Below are 20,046 nucleotides of genomic sequence, written 5' to 3'. Positions count from 1 at the left end.
TGTAAGATGAATTTAAAGTAAAGGGTGATTTAAATGGATTTAAAAAAAGCTCGCATTATAACAGCTATGACCACTCCATTTGACGATCAAGGAGCAGTTGATTATGGACGTTTAGAAAAATTAATCAACTATTTGCTTGAAAATGGCACTGAAGGGTTAGTAGTGGGAGGAACAACCGGAGAATCTCCTACGTTAACCCATAATGAAAAGCTGGAGTTGTATCAAAAAACAATCGAATTAGTAGCAGGTCGAGTACCCGTTATTGCTGGTACAGGTTCATTCAATACTGCTGAAACGATTGCTTTTACAAAAGAGGTTGAAGCCATTTCAGGTATTGATGCAGCGTTAGTAGTTGCTCCTTATTACAGCAAGCCTAATCAAGCAGGTCTATATGCTCACTTTGAAGCTGTAGCAAATAGTACAACATTACCCATTATTATCTATAATGTTCCAGGTCGTACGAGCGTTTCTATTGATCCTAAGACGACGATAAAACTCTCAGCTATTAAAAATATTATTGGAGTCAAAGAATGTTTAGGTCTAGACGCTGTGAGTGAAGAAATTGAGCAAACTTCGGATGACTTTTTAGTCTATACTGGTGAAGACGGCAACGCTTTTCCTGCAAAATGTATTGGAGCAACTGGAGTGATTTCAGTAGCAAGCCATGTTTTAGGAAACGATATGGTGAAAATGTACAACTGCTTAGAAGCCCTTCAAATGAGTGAAGCAGCAGAATTGCATCGTCAGTTAGTGCCAAAAATGAATAGTCTGTTTACAGTACCATCTCCTGCGCCAGTGAAATTTGCGTTAAATCATTTAGGCATTGAAGTTGGAGGCGTAAGATTGCCATTGGTAGCTTGCACAAAAGAAGAAGAAGAGTTTATTTTAACTACATTAAATTGGTAAATACAAAAAATAATGAATTGAAAGTAAAAGAGGTGAAGAAATGAGCACAATTAAAATTATTCCACTAGGTGGAGTTCGAGAAAATGGAAAAAATATGTATGCTGTTGAAGTTGATGAAGACATCTTTGTATTGGATTGTGGATTGATGTTTCCAGAAACAGAATTACTAGGAATCGACGTAGTCATTCCTGACTTTAGTTATTTAGAAGAAAATAGAAATCGTGTAACTGGAGTATTTCTAACACATGGTCATGAAGATGCAATAGGAGCATTGCCTTATTTCCTTCAAAAATTTGACGTTCCAGTATTTGGTACGGAGTTAACAATAGCTTTAGCAAAATTATTTGTTGAAAAAGATAGTCAAGTAAGTAAATTTGATGATTATCATATTATAGATGAAAATACTGAGATTGAATTTGGAGATGTGATTGCTAGTTTCTTTAGAACGAATCATACGATTCCTGATTCAGTTGGGATAGCGCTTAAGACAACTGAAGGAAGCGTCGTTTATACGGGTGATTTCAAATTTGACCAAAGTGCAAAACCAATGTATCAAAGTAACTTGTCACGTATTGCTGACATTGGAAAAGACAAAGTACTAGCTTTATTGAGTGATTCTAGCGAAGCTGAAAGCCCAGTAGAAAATATCAGTGATTTGAAAGTAGCAGAAGAAGTATTGGATACATTCCAAAATGCTACAGGACGTATCATCGTAGCTAGTGTTGCAAGCAACATTCTGCGTATCCAACAAGTCTTAGATGCTGCTCATAAATCTCATAAGAAGATTTTTATTACAGGAAGCAACCTTGAAGAAATTGTTCGAATTGCTATGGAATTGAATAAACTTCAATTGCCAAGTGAGGATTTAATTGTTCCAATAACAGAGATCGAAAAATACGAAGATAAAGAAATTGTTGTATTAGAAACGGGTGTTACTGGTGAACCAATTAAGACTCTAACGCGTATGGCTAAAGGAAAACACACTCAAGTAAATATTAAAGAGGGCGATTTAGTTTATATCGTAACCAGCCCTTCAACAGCAATGGAAGTAACAGTTGCTCAAGCAGAAAACTTGATTTACCGTGCAGGTGGAACTGTAAAACAAATTTCAGATAATTTAAAAGCATCAGGACATGCAACTCCTAATGATTTAAAATTAATGATCAATTTGATTAAACCTACTTACTTTATTCCTGTTCAAGGAGAATACCGAATGCTTTCTGCTCATGCAGAATTGGCACACGAAGTTGGGATGTCATACAAGAATATTTTTATTCCTGGAAAAGGCGATATTATGGAATACAAAAATGAACGTATGCATGTAGCAGGACAAGTAACAGCCGGAAACACAATGGTAGATGGTATTGGAATTGGCGATATTGGAAATATTGTGTTACGCGACCGTAAATTGCTATCTGAAGATGGAATCTTTGTAGCGGTCGTTACTATTAATCGCAGAAAAAGTAAAATCATCTCAGGACCTGAAGTTATGACGAGAGGGTTTGTATACGTTAAAGAAAATACAGATCTTATTAATCAAAGCAATGAGATTATCAGAAAAGTAGTAGAAGAAAATTTAAGTCGTAAAGAATTTGAATGGAGCCGTTTAAAACAAGAAATTAGAGACGCTTTAAACAAACATCTTTTTGAACAAACACGTAGACGTCCAGTAATTTTACCAATTATTATGGAAACTAGTTCACGTAATCGCAAAAATTAAATTAAAAGGGGCTTTTACTGACTTCTTAATTGAAGTTAGTAAAAGTTTTTTTAATTTAAATAAGCAAAAAAGAGCATTCACAAAAGTGAATGCTCTTTTTCTAACAGGGGATAGATAAGACTATTCTGTTACGCCTTCAGTCCATTCAGCAACGCGGTCAGGATTTTCTTCAATCCATGTTTCTGCTGCATCTTCAGGATCTTCTCCTTCAGAAATATCTAGCATAATGCTTTCCATTTCTTCTGTTGTCCAGTTAAATTGATCTAATATTTGATAAGCTTCTGGCATATCTTCTTCTAAACCTTCACGAGCCATAGTGTTGATCGTTTCTGCTTCACCAAATGAACCTTCAGGATCTTCAAGATATTTCAAGCCATAAGTGGCGAACATCCAGTGTGGAGACCAACCAGTAATAACAATTTCTTCTTCATTTTGAATAGCTTGACCTAATTCAACAGTCATTGCACCAGATGAAGAAGTCTCAAGTTCCCAATCACTTAAATTATCGTAATCTTCTAAGGCTGTTTCAGTTGCAGCAACAACACCAGCACCGGGTTCGATACCTGTGATGCTCATTTCAGCTTCATCAGTAAGGTCTGCGATAGAATCTACATCCATGTATTCAGGAACAACTAAACCAACTAATGCGCCTTCTAAGTTCGTTCCAAGGTTAACCATTTGGTCGCCATATTCTTCAAATTGAGAACCATGAGTGGCTGGCAGCCATGCAGCTACCATAGCGTCAGCGTCACCGCTTGCTACGGCTTGCCACATTACAGCGTTATCTAAAGGTGTTAATTTTACATTATAACCTAAATCTTCTAAAACTTTACCGATCACGTGAGTAGAAGCGACTTCAGTATCCCATTCTACATAAGCTAATTCAATTTCTTGTCCTTTACCAACAGATGTATCCTCTGTTGAAGATTTTTCTGTTGCACAACCTGCTGCAGCTAATGATAATCCTAAACCTGCTGTGAGGCCTAAATGTTTCCAGTTTAATTTTTTCATAACTAATCCATCTCCTTTTTTTTTTTTAAAATAACATTCAATTATTTTTTATTTAATTTTTGTGTTAAACGATCAATGATAATCGCTAGAACAACTAAACCTAAACCAGATACAAAACCTGTACCGATTTGTGCACGTTGCAGAGAAGAAAGAACTTCTCTTCCAAGACCAGGAGCACCGATCATAGAAGCGATAACGACCATTGATAGAGCTAACATAACAGTTTGGTTGATACCAGCCATGATTGTTGACTTAGCTAATGGAAGTTCTACTTTGAATAACTTTTGAGCACCAGTGCTACCAAAAGATTCTGATGCTTCAACTAATTCAGCTGAGACTTGTCTGATTCCTAGATTTGTAAAACGAACAGTCGGTGGAATTGCAAAAATCAATGAGGCAAACACTCCTGGAACCATACCGATCCCAAAGAAGGCAACTGCGGGTATTAAATAAACAAAAGCCGGCATTGTTTGCATAAAATCCAGTATAGGAGCAATAATGGTATTCGCTATTTTACTTTTAGCCATTAAAATACCAAAAGGAACTCCAATAACAATTGATAATAAACTAGCAACTAGTACTAGTGTTAAAGTGCTCATTAACTCTTCCCAAAGTCCTTGATTATAGATGAACCAAAGCCCAATGATTGAAAATGTTGCTAAGCCAAATTTCTTTTTTGAAGAGAAAAAGGCGATCACAGCAATAATCAAAATAAATAAAATGGGTGGAAGTAGTAATAAAGTATCTGTTACAAATTCCATAGCAATCTCAGAATATTTTTGTATAGGGTCAAACAAAAATGCAAAAGTATCTGTTATCCAACTTGTGAAACTTTCTATTGCATCAGCTACAGGTAATTCTGGAATAATATCTAATAAATTAAACATTTTGCAGCACCTCACTTTCTCCTGCAAGAGCGGCTATTACAGCACCTCTGACAATAATACCTACTAATTTTCCTTCATCCACAACTGCTACCGGAGTAGTTGAATCATGAATAACAGAGAAGATATCGTTCATGGAAGTTGTTCTTGTAACAGTTGGGATATCGACTTTAAGGATACTTTCAATTGTTTGAATATTTTTCTTACGTGCTTCCGAAGCATCTTCAGCTGTAATATAGCCTAAAAGATTGCGTTGGCTATCTACAACTAACATACTAGAGATTCCTTCACTGCGCATTTGTTCTAATGCAAAACGAGGACCATGGTTTTTAATATTTAATGTTTCAGGACGTTGCATGATGTTTTCAGCAGTTAATACTTTAGAGCGATCCACATCTTCAACGAATTTTTCCACGTAATCATTTGCAGGATGAGTCAATATTTCTTCAGGAGAACCAATTTGCACAATGGAACCATCTTTCATTAAAGCAATTTTGTCGCCGATTCTTAAAGCTTCATTTAAATCATGCGTAATAAAGATAATCGTTTTTTTAACATTTGCTTGAAGTTCAATTAATTCATCTTGCATTTCACGACGAATTAAAGGATCTAACGCAGAGAAAGCTTCATCCATTAATAAAATCTCAGGATCATTCGCTAAAGCACGTGCAAGACCAACTCGTTGTTGCATTCCACCTGATAATTGACTAGGATATTGATCTTTATAATCGCCTAATCCAGCGTTTTCTAAAGCTTTTTGAGCTTTTTGTTGTCTCACAGCTTTATCAACACCTTGAATTTCTAATCCATATTCAGTGTTTTCTAAAATCGTACGGTGAGGGAAGAGACCAAAGTTTTGGAAAACCATACTTAATTTTTCTCTTCTGACTTGGCGCAAGGCTTTTTTATCCATAGTAGATAAATTTTTATCATCGATGTAAATATTTCCTTTAGTAGGATCGATTAAACGATTAAACATGCGGACAAGAGTAGACTTTCCACTACCTGATAATCCCATGATGACAAAAATTTCACCTTCTTCAACTGTAAAGCTAACGTTGTTTACTCCTACAGTGGCCCCAGTTTCTTTAAAGATTTCTTGCTTAGATTTTTGTTGGTTTAACAACTCTAAGGCTTGTGTTGTTCTTTTACCAAAAACTTTTGTAACATTTTCAATAGTTATTTTTGACAAAAATAACATCCCCTTCCTTTTTTTATTTATGAATGTCAACTAGTGAATCAAAATGAATAAAGTACAATCTGATAAGGATAGAATCAAAACATAAATTGTTATAGAAACCATTCGTAAAATGGCTGATTTCTTTGAAAAATGTTTAAGAAAAATCGACATCTATTCATTAAAAAAAAACTTTTAAAATGAAGCACAATAATCAGTGTAACATGAATAAAAAAAAATGAAAAACAAAACCATTTTCAAAAATAAGCTTTAATACCGTTGTTTTACCTTGACGACAGACCTGAGAGGGGGAATAAAAAAAATAAAAAAAGTTTTTAAAAGCGTTTTCTTTTTAGGTTTCTTGTAAAAAAAGATAAAAAATAAGATATAAAAATTGACATATAACTTGTGGTTTTTTAGTGGGATTGATAGACTTATTTTGAAGTGCTGGAAGAGTACAAATGAGGTGGAAAAAATGTTAACAGATTTACAAAAAAAAATTATTGAACATACAGAAGACTATGTATATAAATTATTAAAAGATGATGCTAGCGGTCATGATTGGTGGCATATTCATCGAGTCAGAAATTTAGCAAAAAGTATTGCAAAACAAGAACGTAAAGAAATAAATTTCTTTATTTGCGAGATGGCGGCTCTTTTACATGATGTGGCTGATGAAAAAATGAATAAAACAGAAGCTGATGGGGAGAAGAAAGTTAGAAGTTGGCTTTCAACTCATCCTATAACTGAAGAAGAAACAGAACAAATAATGGATATCATTCTTCACATGTCATACAAAGGTGGGACAAATAAAACTAAATTGACTTCAATAGAAGGAAAAATTATTCAAGATGCAGATAGATTGGATGCAATAGGAGCAATTGGGATCGCTAGAACAATGGCCTATTCAGGTTCAAAAAATCGATTGATACATGATCCGGAAAAAAAACCACGTGAACATCTTACTATAGAAGATTATCGTTCTGGAGAAGATACAGCTATTATGCATTTTTATGAAAAATTGTTAAAACTAAGGGAAGAAATGAATACAACTTCTGGGAAAAAGTTAGCAGAACAAAGACATGCTTTTATGGAACACTATTTATCAGAATTTTATGCTGAATGGGATGGGGACAGGTAAGGTAGGCTTATAAAGAGGTTTAATACAATAAATCAGTGGAGGTTAGTGTATGAATAGGATGGAAAATATTATACTAAGAGAAGCAACAGTAGGCGATGTTTCTATGATAGAAGATTATATAATAGAAAAAAATCCTTACACAGTGATGCCTATGGTCGGTATGACTGAAAGTTTACATGAAAATGAAAAATACCCTATCTTGATCTTAGACCAAGATACGATGGTAGGTTTCTTTATCCTTCAAACAGGAAATTCGGTATTAAACTATGTCTCAAATCCCAATGCTATTCTTTTAAAAGCCCATTCGGTCGATAAACGGTATCAAAAGCAAGGATACGGAAAAGCTTCAATGGAAAAACTACCGGAGTATATAAAAGAGCGGTTTTCTTCTATTAATGAAATTGTTTTGTTGATTGATTACGATAACATCAGTGGACAAATGATGTATTTAAAATCAGGATTCAAAGATACTAAAAAGAAAGTAAAGGAAGCAGATGGGTATAAGTTTGTTTACTCAAAAATACTTGAGGGCAGTCTAGTTTAATCTGCTTAATAGTTGAATCATCAAATCGTATATTGACAAAAAATCAGTATAATTGTACTATATTATATGGAAGTAAAATTGAATGAACAACCATCACAAAGGGGTGCTGTAAAAAGCTGAGATTGAATCAATAGATTCTAACCCTTGGAACCTGTTCGTTAGTACGAGCGTAGGGATTGTGACGGGGACGAAATAATAGTGTTAAAATGATTATTCGGACTCCTCCTTTGATGTGTGGCACTGTTCAACACATGAAGGAGGAGTTTTTTTTGAGTAGTATGAGGTTACGTGTTTGGATAGAAGGGACGATAGTTGCCGCTTTAGCAATTGTGTTATCTTTGATTCCAACCAATATTGGAACAGGATTTACAATTTCGTTAGGGATGATTCCGTTAACGTTGTTTGCATTTAGGTATGGTTTTATAGCAGCGTCTGCATCAGGATTTTTATGGGGAGTATTGCATTTCTTAGTTGGAAACGCTAGTATATTGCATCCATTACAAGGATTTATAGAATATTTTGTTGCTTTTGCTTTTGTTGGTTTTGCAGGTCTGGTAAGCAGACCTATCCAACGATCTTTTAAAGAAAATAAAAAACTAAAGCAATATCAATTAATTGTCTTTGGAACGATATTAGGAACAGCAGCTCGTTTCTTCTGGCACTTTATTGCAGGGTATTATTTTTGGGGAAGTTATGCTCCAGAAGGAATGAATCCTATTTGGTATTCATTTATTGCGAACGGTGGAAGTGCACTCGTTACTGGAATAGTAACAAGCGTTGTATTAATCATCATAGCTAAAACGACTCCAATGTTGTTTTTACCAAAAAGTAAACATTAACCATTTTTTTTAAGGATAAATAAGTGAGAGATTGTGGCAGCTGCCCAATCTCTTTTTTGGTAATGAATTCCTGCAGTTCGCTAGTTTGTAGTAGCTAAAAAATTAGGGAAGTAGTAAGATTGACTAATAATAAAGTTGGAGAGGAATACGTCGATGCAGATTATCACATACATACTTTTGGGTTTTTTCTTTTTAAATATCGTTTTTGCTGTCATTACGGTTTTTCGTGAGAAACGAGATATTGCTGCTACTTGGGCATGGTTGCTTGTATTGATTCTTTTACCAGGAATTGGATTCATTTTTTATTTGTTTATTGGGAAAAAATTGACCCGTGAAAAGATATTTGATATCAAGTCTCAAGAAAATATAGGAATGCCAGAGCTCGTACAAGCTCAAAAAGAAATGTTAGCAGAGGATGAAAATTTATTATCTGCTAAACAAGCTACTGAAAACGCAAAAGAAATGGCAAGTTTATTTTTAGAAAGTGACGAATCAATTTTAACTAAAGGAAATAAAATTGAATTGTTCACTGATGGAGCACAGAAATTTAATTCTTTAATAGAAGATATTTCTAAAGCGGAGCATCACATTCATATGATCTATTATATTATCCATAACGATAAAATAGGGAAACGTGTTCTTAAAGTCTTAGAAGAACGTGCAGCTGCTGGAGTTGATGTTTTAGTTATTTATGATGCTTTAGGTTCTCGATCGTTAAAGCCTAATTTTTTTAAAAAATTAAAAAAATTAGGTGGCAAAGCTGAACCTTTCTTTGGTTCAAAATTTCCATTGATTAATTTACGTTTTAACTACCGTAATCACCGTAAAATTGTGATTATTGATGGGAAAATTGGGTATACTGGCGGTTTCAACGTTGGAGATGAGTATTTAGGCGAGTATAAGAAATTTGGCTATTGGAGAGATACCCATTTAAAAATTCAAGGAAATGCTGTCCTTGCATTACAAAGTCGATTTTTAATGGATTGGAATGCAGCAGTTCCTAAACATAAATTGGAATATGAAGAAAATTTCTTCCCTTTAATTGATAAAAAAGGGCATACGAACGTACAAGTCGTTTCGAGTGGTCCAGATTCAGATCTTGAGCAAATCAAAAAGGGTTATATTAAGATGATCAGTATGGCTAAAGAGTCTGTTTTTATTCAAACGCCTTATTTTGTTCCAGATGATTCAGTATTGGAATCTATTCAAATTGCTATAATGTCTGGGATTGATGTTAAAATCATGATACCGAATAAACCAGATCATCCATTTATTTATCGGGCTACCATGTATTATGCTGAAGCTATGGCAGCAGTTGGTGCAGAAGTATATATTTACGATAATGGATTTTTACATGCAAAAACAGTAGTTGTGGATGGAGATATCTGTTCGATTGGGACAGCTAATTTTGATATCCGTAGTTTTAAATTAAATTTTGAAGTAAATGTTTTTATCTATGATGCTAAGATTGCTCAGCAACAGCAAAATTTCTTTTATGAAGATATGAAGAAAAGCTATCTACTGACAAAAGAAATCATTGATAATAAATCTAAATGGATGAAATTTAAACAAACTTTTTCTAGATTATTTTCTCCAATTCTATAAACTCATAAGCTAGCTAAAGAAAGATTTTGGAATACTAATTCCAAAATCTTTTTTTATGAGAAAAAATTAATCAAAAATCGTCAAATTTGATTAGAGTTAGTATGTTTGAGATAATAGTTTTGCATATGGTCAAAAAATAGAAAGAATATATAAAGAGGTGAGTGTATTGATAGAATTTAAAGATGTTTCAAAAGTATATAAAGGTGGGAAAAAAGCAGTCGACGCTATTAACCTTACATTTAATGATGGAGAATTTATTGTGTTTATCGGTACAAGTGGAAGTGGGAAAACGACTTCTATGCGAATGATCAATCGTATGATTGAGCCGACATCAGGACAAATTTTAATTAATGGGGAAGATATTATGAAAAAAGACCCTGTTCAATTAAGACGTAAAATCGGTTATGTTATCCAACAAATTGGGTTAATGCCTCATATGACAATTTATGACAATATTGTCATGGTTCCTAAATTATTAAAGTGGTCTGAAGATAAACAACGAGAATCAGCTGAACGACTACTTGAAAAAGTAGATTTACCAAAAGACTTTTTGGAACGTTACCCAGCAGAACTTTCTGGTGGACAGCAACAAAGAATTGGTGTTATTCGTGCTTTGGCTGCGAACCAAGATGTTATATTAATGGATGAACCTTTTGGAGCACTAGATCCTATTACTAGAGATGCTTTACAAGAATTAGTGAAAGAATTACAAGAAGAGATGGGAAAAACGTTTATTTTTGTTACCCATGACATGGATGAAGCTTTAAAGCTGGCTGACCGCATTGTGATTATGCAAAATGGTCGTGTTGTTCAATTTGATACGCCGGATAATATACTAGCTGAACCGGCTAATCAGTTTGTTGAAGATTTTATCGGTGAGGACCGATTGATTCAAGCAAGACCAAATATTCAAACGGTAGACCAAGTTATGATAAAAAATCCAATCTCTGTAACTCCTGGAAAATCTCTTTCAGAAGCGATTCGTTTGATGAGAGATAAACGAGTCGACTCCCTATTTGTTACGGATGACTCTGGTGTCTTAAAGGGATATGTTGATATAGAGAGAATCGATCGTAATCGTAAACGGGCTACAAGTGTAGGAGATATTATGATGGATAAAGTTTATTTTGTTCGAGAAGGTACTCTTTTAAGAGATACTGTTCAAAGAATTTTAAAACGTGGATTTAAAAATATCCCAGTCGTGGATAATAAAGATCGGTTGATTGGTTTAGTCACTCGTACGTCACTCGTAGATGTGGTTTACGATACAATATGGGGTGAGGAAGAAGACATCACAAGTGGAAATGTTTTTGAAACGACCACTCCTAACGAGAGTAATGAATAGAGGAGGAAAAAATAATGGCTGAATTTTTTGCAACAAATGGCTCTGATTTACTCCTGAAAACGTGGGAACATTTCTACATTTCAGCATTTGCTTTGGCGTTAGGTGTTATTGTGGCTGTCCCTTTAGGAGTATTATTAACAAGATTTGAAAAAAGTGCTAAGTTTATTATCGGCTTAGCAACAATTTTACAAACTGTCCCTTCTTTAGCACTACTAGCTTTAATGATTCCTCTATTTGGAATTGGAAAGGTGCCTGCAATCGTTGCATTATTTATCTATTCTTTATTACCTATTTTAAGAAACACTTATATAGGAATGAATGGAGTAGATACTAATTTAAGGGACGCAGGTAAAGGAATGGGAATGACCAGTCTACAGTTGATAAAAAATGTCGAATTACCTCAAGCCGCACCGGTTATTATGGCAGGAATTCGCTTGTCAGGTGTTTACGTTATCTCATGGGCTGCATTAGCTTCTTATATTGGTGCTGGGGGATTAGGTGATTTTATCTTTAATGGATTAAATCTTTTTATTCCTAGTTTGATTATTGGCGGAACCATACCTGTAACCATTCTTGCATTATTGACAGATTTTGTACTAGGAAAATTAGAAAAAAAAGTAACGCCTAGAACTGTGCAAGGAAATGAATAGGAGGGCTTCAACGATGAAGAAAATTCAAAAAATTGCTGCCCTTTTTATGGCAGCGATAGTATTAAGCAGTTGTTCGTTACCTGGGTTAGGTAGTGGATTTAATGAAGAGGGAATCACAATAACGGGTGGTTCTACTACAGAACAACAAATTATAGGTTATATTGTTGAAGGTATGGTTGAGCATTACATTGATATAGATGCTCAGATTGTAAATAATTTAGGATCATCTTCTTTAAATCATCAAGCTTTGGTTGGTGGAGATGCTAATGTAGCCGCAATTAAATATACAGGAACTTCTTTAACAGGTGAATTAGGAAGAGATCCGATCACTGATCCTGAAAAAGCATTAGAACTTGTTGTGGATGGATTTGCTGCTGAATTCAATCAAAAATGGTTTCCAACTTATGGTTTTGCAAACACGTACGCTTTTATGGTGACACAAGAACTTGCAGATCAATATAATTTAGTTACCATTAGTGATTTGGAGGACGTAGCGGGTGAATTAAATGCTGGAGTAGACTCATCTTGGATCCAGCGTGAAGGAGACGGGTATGCTGCATTTCTAGATACTTATGGCTTTGATTTTAACCGTGTTTATCCTATGCAAATCGGATTAGTTTATAATGCCTTACAAGCTGGAGAAATGGATGTTGTGTTAGGTTATTCAACGGATGGACGTATTAAAAGTTATGACTTAGTTGTGTTGGAAGATGATAAGCAATTATTTCCTCCATATGATGCTAGTCCAGTTGCGACTTTTGAAGTATTAGAAGCCTATCCTGAATTAAATGAAGTATTATCAAAATTACAAAATTCTATAACGGATGAAAAAATGCAAGAATTAAATTATATTTCAGATAACAATTTAATTGAACCTAAAGTTGTAGCAGACGACTTTTTGAAAGAAAACAATTATTTTGAATCAGTTGAGGTAAACGAAGGAGGAGGCGAATAATAATGATGGCACAAATGAATTTATGGGAACAATTAATTTATTATTTTTCAGAAAATGGTCTTTATATTTGGAGCCAATTTTTTCGTCATTTCTTAATTTCGATTTACGGTGTGATTTTTGCAGGGATTGTTGGAATTCCAGTTGGTTTCTGGATTTCTCGACATGGAAAGTTAGCTGACTGGGTTGTTGGAGCAGCTAACGTCATTCAAACGATCCCTTCGTTAGCCATGTTGTCTATCTTGATGTTAGGGTTGGGGTTAGGTGTAAACACCGTTATTACAACAGTATTTTTATACTCATTACTCCCTATTATTAAAAATACGTACGCAGGAGTTCGAAGTGTGGACAAAAATATTTTGGATTCAGGTAAAGGTATGGGTATGACAAGATGGCAGCTAACCTATATGGTTGAACTTCCTTTAGCTTTATCGATCATTATGGCCGGAATTCGTAATGCTATGGTAGTCGGGATTGGTGTAACTGCAATCGGAACGTTTATTGGAGCCGGTGGTTTAGGTGATATTATTACTCGGGGCGTAAATGTAACCGATGGTGGAGCAATCATCCTCGCAGGTGCAATTCCAACTGCTTTAATGGCAGTTATCAGTGACCTCTTCTTAGGTTGGATCGAGAAAAAATTGGATCCAACAAAAAGTAAAAAATTACTATCTTAGAAATAAATGTTTGTCATTAAACTAAGCAATACAAATACAAAAAGACTCTCCTTTTAGATTCATTAGATAACTGGTATCTAATAATTATATGGAGGGTCTTTTTATTTATAGGAATTAGTGAAGTGAAGGAAAATGTTAAAGTGAGGGAAAGGATTCAATTAGGATAAACGGATATGTCTTATATTGTTGGGATTAATTAAGTAAGTCATATGAGTAATTGTATTTTCTAGAATGATTTGAGGTTTCTTAAAAGGTGCATATCTAATATAACCAGTAACTTCTGCTGAAAAAGAAGATTCTGCCAAATGATTCAACTGTACAATTATTTTTTTCTTTTTAGTAAAGGCTTGGTTTAAGAAAAAAGTAATCTGTTCTTTAGGCATTTGTGTTAAAATCTCTAATTCACTAGCGGCGTCAGTTAAAAAGAATTTTTTTTGCAGAAAAGAAAAGGGATGAACTTGTTCTTCTAAAGTGTTTTTTTTCATCTTTATTCCTCCGAACGTTTGTTTGATATTTATATTATACGAACAAACGTTCAACAAAGCAAGCTGTTTAAATTAATTTTTAAAAAGTTTCTATTTTTCTGAAAAAATGGCATAATAAGTGAGTGAACTGAAAGATTTAGTAAAAAAAAGGGGTTTTAATAATGGATTATAAAATTATTGCAGATTCTTGTTGTGATTTGCCACTAGATTTTATAAAAGAAAATGATATAGAAATTATAAATTTAATTATCAATCTTGAAGGAAAAGATTATATAGACGACATGGGTGAAACATTTGACCGTGATGCCTTCTTTGAAGCTTTAAAGAATGGTGCAATGGCCACTAGTTCACAAATCAATATTGGTAAATTTATCGAAGTATTCAAAAAGTATGTTGAGAAAGGTCAACCAGCTGTATTTTTAGGTCTATCTTCTGCATTAAGCGGTTCTTATAATAATGCTGTAACAGCAGTAGAAATGCTGAAAGAAGAATATGATGAAGTAAATATTACAGTAGTCGACTCTAAAGCGGCTTGTCTTGGTGAAGGCTTATTGATATATGAAGCTGTAAATCGAAAAAATGCAGGACAATCTTTAGAAGAAGTCGTGAGCTGGTTAGAAGAATATAAAATGAAACTTCATTCCTGGGTAACCGTAGATGATATTAGGCATCTTGAACGTAGTGGAAGAATCTCTTCAGTCTCTGCAACCCTTGGCAGTGTTTTAAATGTAAAACCTATCATAGTGATGAATGAAAAAGGTGGTTTAGTACCGAGTGCTAAAGTCAGAGGTAGAAAAAAATCGCTGCATTATTTAGTTAATAAAACAGTTGAAGGTATAGTAGATCCTGAAGACCAAACTCTTTTTATTGGACATGTCGGTGTTCAAGAAGAAGCTGAATGGATCAAAAAGGAAATTGAATCTAAAATCAATGTTAAAGATATACAAGTATATCCTTATGGACCTACCATTGCTTCACATACAGGATTTGGCTCTATTGCATTATTCTCATTTGGTGAGGTAAGAAAATAAGCGGTATTTTTAATTTGATAATGTCTTAATAAGTAAGATAAAATGTCGATATACTAATGAAAGTAATCATTTACTTTTTTATTCATCTAAGTATTTACTGAGATTTATTTATCTAAAAATGAGACTAAACGTATAGAGGTTTTTGTTAAAAAAAAACGCTTTATACGTTGGATTTCAGGTGTTTATGATTTGACAAGTAAAGAGTGCTATGTTAAATTATGCTTAGTTGAATAAAAATAATGGTTGGGCATTTGCTTTCAAGGATGAATTCTTCAAGGGGTGAGAAGAATGATTCTTAAGTGATGTCTTTTTTTGTATTTTAAGGAGGTGTATGAATGAGTTTAGAAGCAATTGAATACGTTAAAGAAGCGGAAGAAAGAGCCCGACAAATTGAGGTTAATGGGAAAAAAAAGATTCAAGAAATTAGTCAGTCTGTTAACGAAGAAATTGAAAAAAGTAATCAAAATATGCAACAGGAATTAGACAATTATGAGGCAAATCAACAAGTATTATTTCGTGATCGTTTAGCAATAGAAAAACAAACTGTTGATCAAGAATTGTCTCTTGAGGTTGAATCAATACTTCAATCTGTAGAGGTTAAACAAAATAGTGTTGTTAATCATATTGTAAAGGAGGTAAGTACTCACTATGGCAATAGCTAAGATGAAACAAATGACACTTCTAGCTGAGCAAGAAAACAAGGATTCTCTATTAAAAGCTGTACAAGAATTACAAAAGCTTGAAATGGTTGAATTGTCTACATTAGAAGACTCTGAATTTCTTGATTACTATTCAACGGATATAGCACCTCAAAAACGTGTTGAATATGAAGAAAAATTAAAAGAAATCCAGGCAACTCTAAATTTCTTGAATCAACATATTTCTCAACCAGGTATGATTGCTAAATTGAGAAAAGGTCGCGAAGAATATACTCTCGAAGAACTTGAAAACCATGTCTTTCACTCTGATCTTGACCACACTATTGTTGAGTTAGGAAAAATAGAAAAAAGACTGGTTGAATTAGATCAGATGAAAAAAAATCTTGGAGAAAAAGAAGAATTTCTTCGGAAATGGCAAAATATGACCTTTAATCCTAACGATTTAAAAACATTTCAATTAATGTCTGGAACAGTTGGAAGTATAGCTTCTGGTAACGTAGAAAGCTTTGAAAAAGAAGTTGAATCGATAGAAAATAGTTATTTAGAAAAAATATTTCATTATAAAGATGAAGCATCCTATCTAGTATTAGTACCAAAAAAATTAAACTCGCTAATGGAAGAGATATTTGAACGATTCCAATTATCCAGACTCTCTTATTCTTATAAACTAACGCCTCTAAATGAATTGAAAGTAGTACTTAAAGAAGTTAGTGATCTGCGCAAAGAAGAAGATAAATTAAAAGATACAATAAAAGCATTTAAAGAAAAAGCCATAGATCTCCAGCTTGGTGAAGAATATTATTATAATTTAGTTGAAAGAGAAATAGGAAAAACCTTATTACTAAATGGTAGTGATTTATTTATTTTAAATGGCTGGCTAGAAGAGGAACGAATTCCAGAATTGAACAGTCTTTTAGATGAACACGTTGGAAAAGATGGTTATGTCGTTATTGCAGATGAAATTAAATTTAAGAACTATGCTAAAGTGCCTGTAGTATTGAAAAACAATAAATTAGTTAAACCATTTGAAAGTATTACAGAAATGTATAGTATGCCTAAATACGATGACGTAGATCCTACCCCTTTTATGATGCCTTTTTACTTTGTCTTTTTCGGAATGATGAGTGCAGATTTAGGATATGGAATATTGCTTTGGGCAGCAACTTTAATTGGATCAAAAGTGTTCAAGTTTGAAAAGGGCATGAAAAACTTTGTCCAACTCTTTCACTATTTATCTTATTCAGTAATTGCTTGGGGATTTATTTATGGAAGTTTCTTTGGATACGATTTGCCTTTCCAATTATTGTCGATTACGAATGATGTCATTACCATTTTGATTTTATCTGTAGTATTTGGTTTTATCCAGTTGGTTTATGGATTGCTTTTAAATGGTGGACTAAAATGGCGTAAACAACAAAGATCATCCAGTTATATTGATGGAACAGCTTGGGCTCTTATCCTATTAGGTATAGGTCTTTTAGTAATCAATATGGTACTTTGGAATAATGATCTTTTGCAAATGATTTCTTTAGTCGTGATCATTGCCAATGTTATTGGGATTATATTGGTAACTATGCTGGCATCTGACAACAAAGTAATGGGTTTTGGACTAGGACTTTACAATATTTATGGAGCAACCAATTATGTTGGAGATTTAGTCAGCTATACTCGTTTAATGGCATTAGGAGTTTCTGGTGGGAGTATTGCGGTAGCGTTTAATTCTATTGTAGACATTTTCCCACCAGTAATGAAATTTACGATTGGTGCATTACTGTTTATCGTCTTACACGCATTAAATATTTTCTTGACCTACTTAAGTGCTTATATTCATACAATAAGACTTCAGTATGTTGAATTTTTCGGTAAATTTTATGAAGGTGGAGGACGATCATTAAATCCTTTTAAAACCTTCGAAAAACATATTTATTTAAAAAATAGAACCAACAAATAAAAAACGAATTTAAATGGAGGAATTTTATAATGGAAACTTTTACAAGTTATTTAATTGAAAACGGCGGATTAGTATTTGCAGCTTTAGGTATAGCTTTTGCTACATTCTTTGCAGGAACAGGTTCTGCTAAAGGGGTCGGAATTGCAGGGGAAGCAGCAGCTGCATTAACGACAGAACAACCTGAAAAATTCGGACAATCATTAATCTTAATGCTATTACCGGGAACTCAAGGTTTGTACGGTTTCGTTATCGCGTTTTTAATTTTCTTGAACACTGGTTTAGATACAAGTTTAGCTGAAGGTATGTATATGTTTATGGCTTCTCTACCAATTGCATTTACTGGATTAACTTCTGGTGTTGCACAAGGACGTGTTGCCGCTGCAGGTATCCAAATCTTAGCTAAAAGACCGGAACATGCGACTAAAGGGATTGTATATGCAGCCATGGTAGAAACGTACGCTATTTTAGGTTTTGTTATTTCATTCTTAATGATATTTAACGCTTAATCATAATGATTCCATTTATAGTAAAAATAGAAAGAATGGAGGCGTAGAAATGTCAGATTTAAAACTATTGACAGAACGTTTGATTGAAAATAAAAAAGCTGAAGTACAAGAAAAAATCAAAGAAGCCGAAGCTGAAAAAGCACAGTTGCTTGAAGAATCAGCTAGGAATCTAGCTGAAGAAAAAGCAAAACAAATAAGTTTAATTGATTCACGATTGGCAAGGAAGTTTGAACAAGATAAACATACGTTGCAAATCAATAAGCGAAATCAATTACTTTCTGAGAAGCAAAAAATGTTAAAAATCGTTTTTAGTAAAGCTGAAGAACAAATGAATCAGTGGACAGATACAGATTTTCAACAGTTTCTATTATCTGTTTTAAAACAACATAAAGGTAGTGAATCTATCGAATTGATAGTAGGACAATATTCTGTCGATAAAGTATCAAATGACTGGATCAATAAAGTAGCTAAAGAAGAGGTCAATATTCAATTGTCTACTGAAACTATTTCTAAAAAGAATGGATTTATCCTTAAAAAGACCGGAATAGAATACAACTATCTTTTTGATGAATTGGTTAAAGATATTAAGGGACAACTTGTTTCATCAGTTTCAAAACAATTATTTGATTAAAAAGGAGAGGAAAAAATGAAATCAACAGACTTTGTTGGCGCAAATACACGCATTCGCGTATATGAAAGTAGTCTCCTTAGAAATGATCAATATGAACGGATGTTACAAGCAAGCAATTTTGAAGAAGCAGTGAATGTTTTAAAAGATACTCCTTATCGAAATGATGTTGAAGAGTTAAAGGAGACTAAGAATTACGATATGCTGTTGATGAATGAATTGCAGTCTGTCTATACTGATTTATTTAAAATTTCTCCTAATCCTAAGTTAATTGAGTTATTTTCATTGCGTTACTCTTATCATAATTTAAAAGTTTTGTTAAAAGAAATGGTTACTAAAAAAGATTTCGATACATTGCTTATAGATATAGGCAGCGTACCTACTTCAGTATTAAGACAAGCAGTCGAAACAAAGAGCTCAAGCGATTTAGATAACGATTATTTAATCAGTATCCAAGAAGCAACTGATGCTTATGAGGAATATAAAGATAGCCAAGCCGTTGATATTATCCTAGATCGCCGTTATTTTACTCATTTAAGACACCTGGCAGAAAGTCTGGATGATGCTAAGATTTTAGATCTAGTGACTTTTTATATTGATTTGAATAATCTCTCTACTTTAACAAGAGCGATTAGACAAAAAAGAACACGTAATTTTTTAACAACTGTTCTATCCAGCTCTGGGACTATACCTAAGGATCAACTAGTACAAATAGGAGCGGATAATTTAGTTAATGCAGGTAAAAAACTTGCGGAATCTAAATATAAAAACATTATATTAGCATCAATTAATGATGAAACAAAAGAATTATCTCCAGAAAAAATAGATTTAGAAACGGATAATGCTTTTATTAATCGCATAAAAGATGCTAAACTTGAAGTTTTTGGTCCCTTACCAACGATTGCTTATCTCTATGCTAAAGAGAATGAAGTGAAGAATTTAAGACTAATTTTAGTTGGTAAAGAAAATAATCTTCCCATTGAAGCTATTAGAGAAAGGATGCGAATGAACTATGGCTCATAAAATTGGTGTAGTAGGAGATAAAGATTCTATCTTACCATTTAAACTGTTAGGCTTTGATGTTTTCTTCGCATCTGAAGCAAAAGAAGCTAGAACAACGATCGATCGATTAGCAACAGAAAATTATGGCATTATTTACTTGACTGAACCATTAGGTAAGTTGATTCCAGATACCATAAAACGATACGACGAAGAGATTTCGCCTGCTATTATATTGATTCCGAATCATTTAGGATCATTAGATATTGGTAAAAATCGGATTCAAGAAAATGTTGAAAAAGCTGTCGGTCAAAATATTTTATAGGGGGTTACGAG

19 protein-coding genes, 1 pseudogene, 1 riboswitch and 1 other annotated feature are annotated in these 20,046 nt (G+C 33.6%); of the genes and pseudogenes, 17 read left to right on the top strand and 3 right to left on the bottom strand.

Going from position 1 to position 20,046, the window contains the following annotated elements; all coding sequences use genetic code 11:
- The first annotated feature begins 33 nt into the window (after window positions 1-33).
- Both dapA and NST49_RS10180 read left to right on the top strand, forming a co-directional pair.
- Entirely contained in the window at window positions 34-906 is an 873-nt protein-coding gene (gene dapA, locus NST49_RS10185) for a 4-hydroxy-tetrahydrodipicolinate synthase (protein ID WP_034536481.1), read from the top strand.
- Window positions 907-946: 40 nt separating this feature from the next.
- Window positions 947-2,626, top strand: coding sequence for a ribonuclease J (locus tag NST49_RS10180; RefSeq protein ID WP_034536482.1), 1,680 nt, complete (start codon window positions 947-949; stop codon window positions 2,624-2,626).
- Between the two features lie 120 nt (window positions 2,627-2,746).
- Here the strand turns inward: NST49_RS10180 and NST49_RS10175 are convergent.
- Together NST49_RS10175 and NST49_RS10170 are read right to left on the bottom strand one after the other, a co-directional pair.
- Window positions 2,747-4,524 (bottom strand): annotated as a pseudogene (locus NST49_RS10175) (ABC transporter permease/substrate binding protein).
- Window positions 4,517-5,722 (bottom strand): quaternary amine ABC transporter ATP-binding protein, encoded by a 1,206-nt coding sequence (locus NST49_RS10170; protein ID WP_023177582.1) that lies wholly within the window; start codon window positions 5,720-5,722, stop codon window positions 4,517-4,519. The pseudogene NST49_RS10175 and the gene NST49_RS10170 overlap by 8 nt, the downstream one beginning before the upstream one ends.
- Window positions 5,723-6,173: 451 nt before the next feature.
- Here NST49_RS10170 and NST49_RS10165 point away from each other — a divergent pair, with 451 nt between their 5' ends.
- From NST49_RS10165 to NST49_RS10130, 8 genes are all read left to right on the top strand, one after another.
- The gene (locus tag NST49_RS10165) at window positions 6,174-6,839 is read left to right on the top strand and encodes an HD domain-containing protein (RefSeq protein ID WP_251166140.1); all 666 of its coding nucleotides are present in this window, start codon (window positions 6,174-6,176) and stop codon (window positions 6,837-6,839) included.
- 49 nt (window positions 6,840-6,888) lie between these two features.
- Window positions 6,889-7,383 carry a GNAT family N-acetyltransferase gene (locus NST49_RS10160; RefSeq protein ID WP_034536486.1) on the top strand — a complete coding sequence of 165 codons (495 nt, stop codon included), beginning with the start codon at window positions 6,889-6,891 and terminating at the stop codon, window positions 7,381-7,383.
- Window positions 7,384-7,472: 89 nt separating this feature from the next.
- Window positions 7,473-7,576, top strand: a riboswitch (TPP riboswitch).
- A gap of 85 nt (window positions 7,577-7,661) precedes the next feature.
- Window positions 7,662-8,222, top strand: coding sequence for an energy-coupled thiamine transporter ThiT (gene thiT / locus NST49_RS10155; RefSeq protein WP_285836223.1), 561 nt, complete (start codon window positions 7,662-7,664; stop codon window positions 8,220-8,222).
- Window positions 8,223-8,375: 153 nt separating this feature from the next.
- Entirely contained in the window at window positions 8,376-9,827 is a 1,452-nt protein-coding gene (cls, locus tag NST49_RS10150) for a cardiolipin synthase (protein ID WP_034536488.1), read from the top strand.
- A gap of 157 nt (window positions 9,828-9,984) precedes the next feature.
- Window positions 9,985-11,172, top strand: a complete 1,188-nt coding sequence (locus NST49_RS10145) for a betaine/proline/choline family ABC transporter ATP-binding protein (RefSeq protein WP_023177592.1) — start codon at window positions 9,985-9,987, stop codon at window positions 11,170-11,172.
- A 14-nt stretch (window positions 11,173-11,186) separates the two neighbouring features.
- A complete protein-coding gene (locus NST49_RS10140) occupies window positions 11,187-11,822 on the top strand; it encodes an ABC transporter permease (RefSeq protein ID WP_023177594.1) in 636 nt (211 codons plus the stop codon).
- A gap of 13 nt (window positions 11,823-11,835) precedes the next feature.
- Window positions 11,836-12,777, top strand: coding sequence for an osmoprotectant ABC transporter substrate-binding protein (locus NST49_RS10135; RefSeq protein WP_034536490.1), 942 nt, complete (start codon window positions 11,836-11,838; stop codon window positions 12,775-12,777).
- A gap of 5 nt (window positions 12,778-12,782) precedes the next feature.
- On the top strand, window positions 12,783-13,451 hold the full coding sequence (locus tag NST49_RS10130; RefSeq protein WP_341048720.1) for an ABC transporter permease: 669 nt from the start codon (window positions 12,783-12,785) through the stop codon (window positions 13,449-13,451).
- Between the two features lie 158 nt (window positions 13,452-13,609).
- On the opposite strand, the gene NST49_RS10125 is transcribed toward NST49_RS10130, so the two are convergent.
- On the bottom strand, window positions 13,610-13,936 hold the full coding sequence (locus NST49_RS10125; protein ID WP_341048399.1) for a hypothetical protein: 327 nt from the start codon (window positions 13,934-13,936) through the stop codon (window positions 13,610-13,612).
- Between the two features lie 161 nt (window positions 13,937-14,097).
- Between NST49_RS10125 and NST49_RS10120 the strand changes: the two genes are divergently transcribed.
- From NST49_RS10120 to NST49_RS10090, 7 genes are all read left to right on the top strand, one after another.
- A complete protein-coding gene (locus NST49_RS10120) occupies window positions 14,098-14,967 on the top strand; it encodes a DegV family protein (protein ID WP_251166105.1) in 870 nt (289 codons plus the stop codon).
- Between the two features lie 241 nt (window positions 14,968-15,208).
- Window positions 15,209-15,256: a sequence feature (sodium ion sensor (DUF1646 type); this cis-regulatory element may regulate processes involved in with the transportation of sodium ions), on the top strand.
- 46 nt (window positions 15,257-15,302) lie between these two features.
- The gene (locus NST49_RS10115; RefSeq protein WP_251166104.1) at window positions 15,303-15,629 is read left to right on the top strand and encodes a hypothetical protein; all 327 of its coding nucleotides are present in this window, start codon (window positions 15,303-15,305) and stop codon (window positions 15,627-15,629) included.
- Complete coding sequence (locus tag NST49_RS10110) at window positions 15,616-17,577, top strand: V-type ATP synthase subunit I (protein WP_341048395.1); 1,962 nt, start codon at window positions 15,616-15,618, stop codon at window positions 17,575-17,577. The genes NST49_RS10115 and NST49_RS10110 overlap by 14 nt, the downstream gene beginning before the upstream one ends.
- Window positions 17,578-17,606: 29 nt before the next feature.
- Window positions 17,607-18,083: a V-type ATP synthase subunit K gene (locus NST49_RS10105; protein ID WP_034536496.1), complete on the top strand. Its 477-nt coding sequence runs from the start codon at window positions 17,607-17,609 to the stop codon at window positions 18,081-18,083.
- Between the two features lie 49 nt (window positions 18,084-18,132).
- The gene (locus NST49_RS10100; protein ID WP_251166102.1) at window positions 18,133-18,714 is read left to right on the top strand and encodes a V-type ATP synthase subunit E; all 582 of its coding nucleotides are present in this window, start codon (window positions 18,133-18,135) and stop codon (window positions 18,712-18,714) included.
- Between the two features lie 15 nt (window positions 18,715-18,729).
- Window positions 18,730-19,734 carry a V-type ATP synthase subunit C gene (locus NST49_RS10095; RefSeq protein WP_341048393.1) on the top strand — a complete coding sequence of 335 codons (1,005 nt, stop codon included), beginning with the start codon at window positions 18,730-18,732 and terminating at the stop codon, window positions 19,732-19,734.
- The gene (locus tag NST49_RS10090) at window positions 19,724-20,035 is read left to right on the top strand and encodes a V-type ATP synthase subunit F (RefSeq protein WP_341048392.1); all 312 of its coding nucleotides are present in this window, start codon (window positions 19,724-19,726) and stop codon (window positions 20,033-20,035) included. The genes NST49_RS10095 and NST49_RS10090 overlap by 11 nt, the downstream gene beginning before the upstream one ends.
- Window positions 20,036-20,046 lie beyond the last annotated feature (11 nt).

It is taken from the genome of Carnobacterium sp. FSL W8-0810 (assembly GCF_038007125.1).
GTDB classification, from domain to species: Bacteria; Bacillota; Bacilli; order Lactobacillales; family Carnobacteriaceae; genus Carnobacterium_B; species Carnobacterium_B inhibens.
Note: the sequence above shows the minus strand (reverse complement) of the source record. Positions and strands in the feature narration are given on the sequence as shown.

Bases quoted from the DNA above. Each gene is read 5' to 3' on its own strand.
- dapA (WP_034536481.1), top strand. From the start codon at position 34: ATGGATTTAAAAAAAGCTCGCATTATAACAGCTATGACCACTCCATTT.
- NST49_RS10180 (WP_034536482.1), top strand. From the start codon at position 947: ATGAGCACAATTAAAATTATTCCACTAGGTGGAGTTCGAGAAAATGGA.
- NST49_RS10170 (WP_023177582.1), bottom strand. From the start codon at position 5,722: ATGTTATTTTTGTCAAAAATAACTATTGAAAATGTTACAAAAGTTTTT.
- NST49_RS10165 (WP_251166140.1), top strand. From the start codon at position 6,174: ATGTTAACAGATTTACAAAAAAAAATTATTGAACATACAGAAGACTAT.
- NST49_RS10160 (WP_034536486.1), top strand. From the start codon at position 6,889: ATGAATAGGATGGAAAATATTATACTAAGAGAAGCAACAGTAGGCGAT.
- thiT (WP_285836223.1), top strand. From the start codon at position 7,662: ATGAGGTTACGTGTTTGGATAGAAGGGACGATAGTTGCCGCTTTAGCA.
- cls (WP_034536488.1), top strand. From the start codon at position 8,376: ATGCAGATTATCACATACATACTTTTGGGTTTTTTCTTTTTAAATATC.
- NST49_RS10140 (WP_023177594.1), top strand. From the start codon at position 11,187: ATGGCTGAATTTTTTGCAACAAATGGCTCTGATTTACTCCTGAAAACG.
- NST49_RS10135 (WP_034536490.1), top strand. From the start codon at position 11,836: ATGAAGAAAATTCAAAAAATTGCTGCCCTTTTTATGGCAGCGATAGTA.
- NST49_RS10130 (WP_341048720.1), top strand. From the start codon at position 12,783: ATGGCACAAATGAATTTATGGGAACAATTAATTTATTATTTTTCAGAA.
- NST49_RS10125 (WP_341048399.1), bottom strand. From the start codon at position 13,936: ATGAAAAAAAACACTTTAGAAGAACAAGTTCATCCCTTTTCTTTTCTG.
- NST49_RS10120 (WP_251166105.1), top strand. From the start codon at position 14,098: ATGGATTATAAAATTATTGCAGATTCTTGTTGTGATTTGCCACTAGAT.
- NST49_RS10115 (WP_251166104.1), top strand. From the start codon at position 15,303: ATGAGTTTAGAAGCAATTGAATACGTTAAAGAAGCGGAAGAAAGAGCC.
- NST49_RS10110 (WP_341048395.1), top strand. From the start codon at position 15,616: ATGGCAATAGCTAAGATGAAACAAATGACACTTCTAGCTGAGCAAGAA.
- NST49_RS10105 (WP_034536496.1), top strand. From the start codon at position 17,607: ATGGAAACTTTTACAAGTTATTTAATTGAAAACGGCGGATTAGTATTT.
- NST49_RS10100 (WP_251166102.1), top strand. From the start codon at position 18,133: ATGTCAGATTTAAAACTATTGACAGAACGTTTGATTGAAAATAAAAAA.
- NST49_RS10095 (WP_341048393.1), top strand. From the start codon at position 18,730: ATGAAATCAACAGACTTTGTTGGCGCAAATACACGCATTCGCGTATAT.
- NST49_RS10090 (WP_341048392.1), top strand. From the start codon at position 19,724: ATGGCTCATAAAATTGGTGTAGTAGGAGATAAAGATTCTATCTTACCA.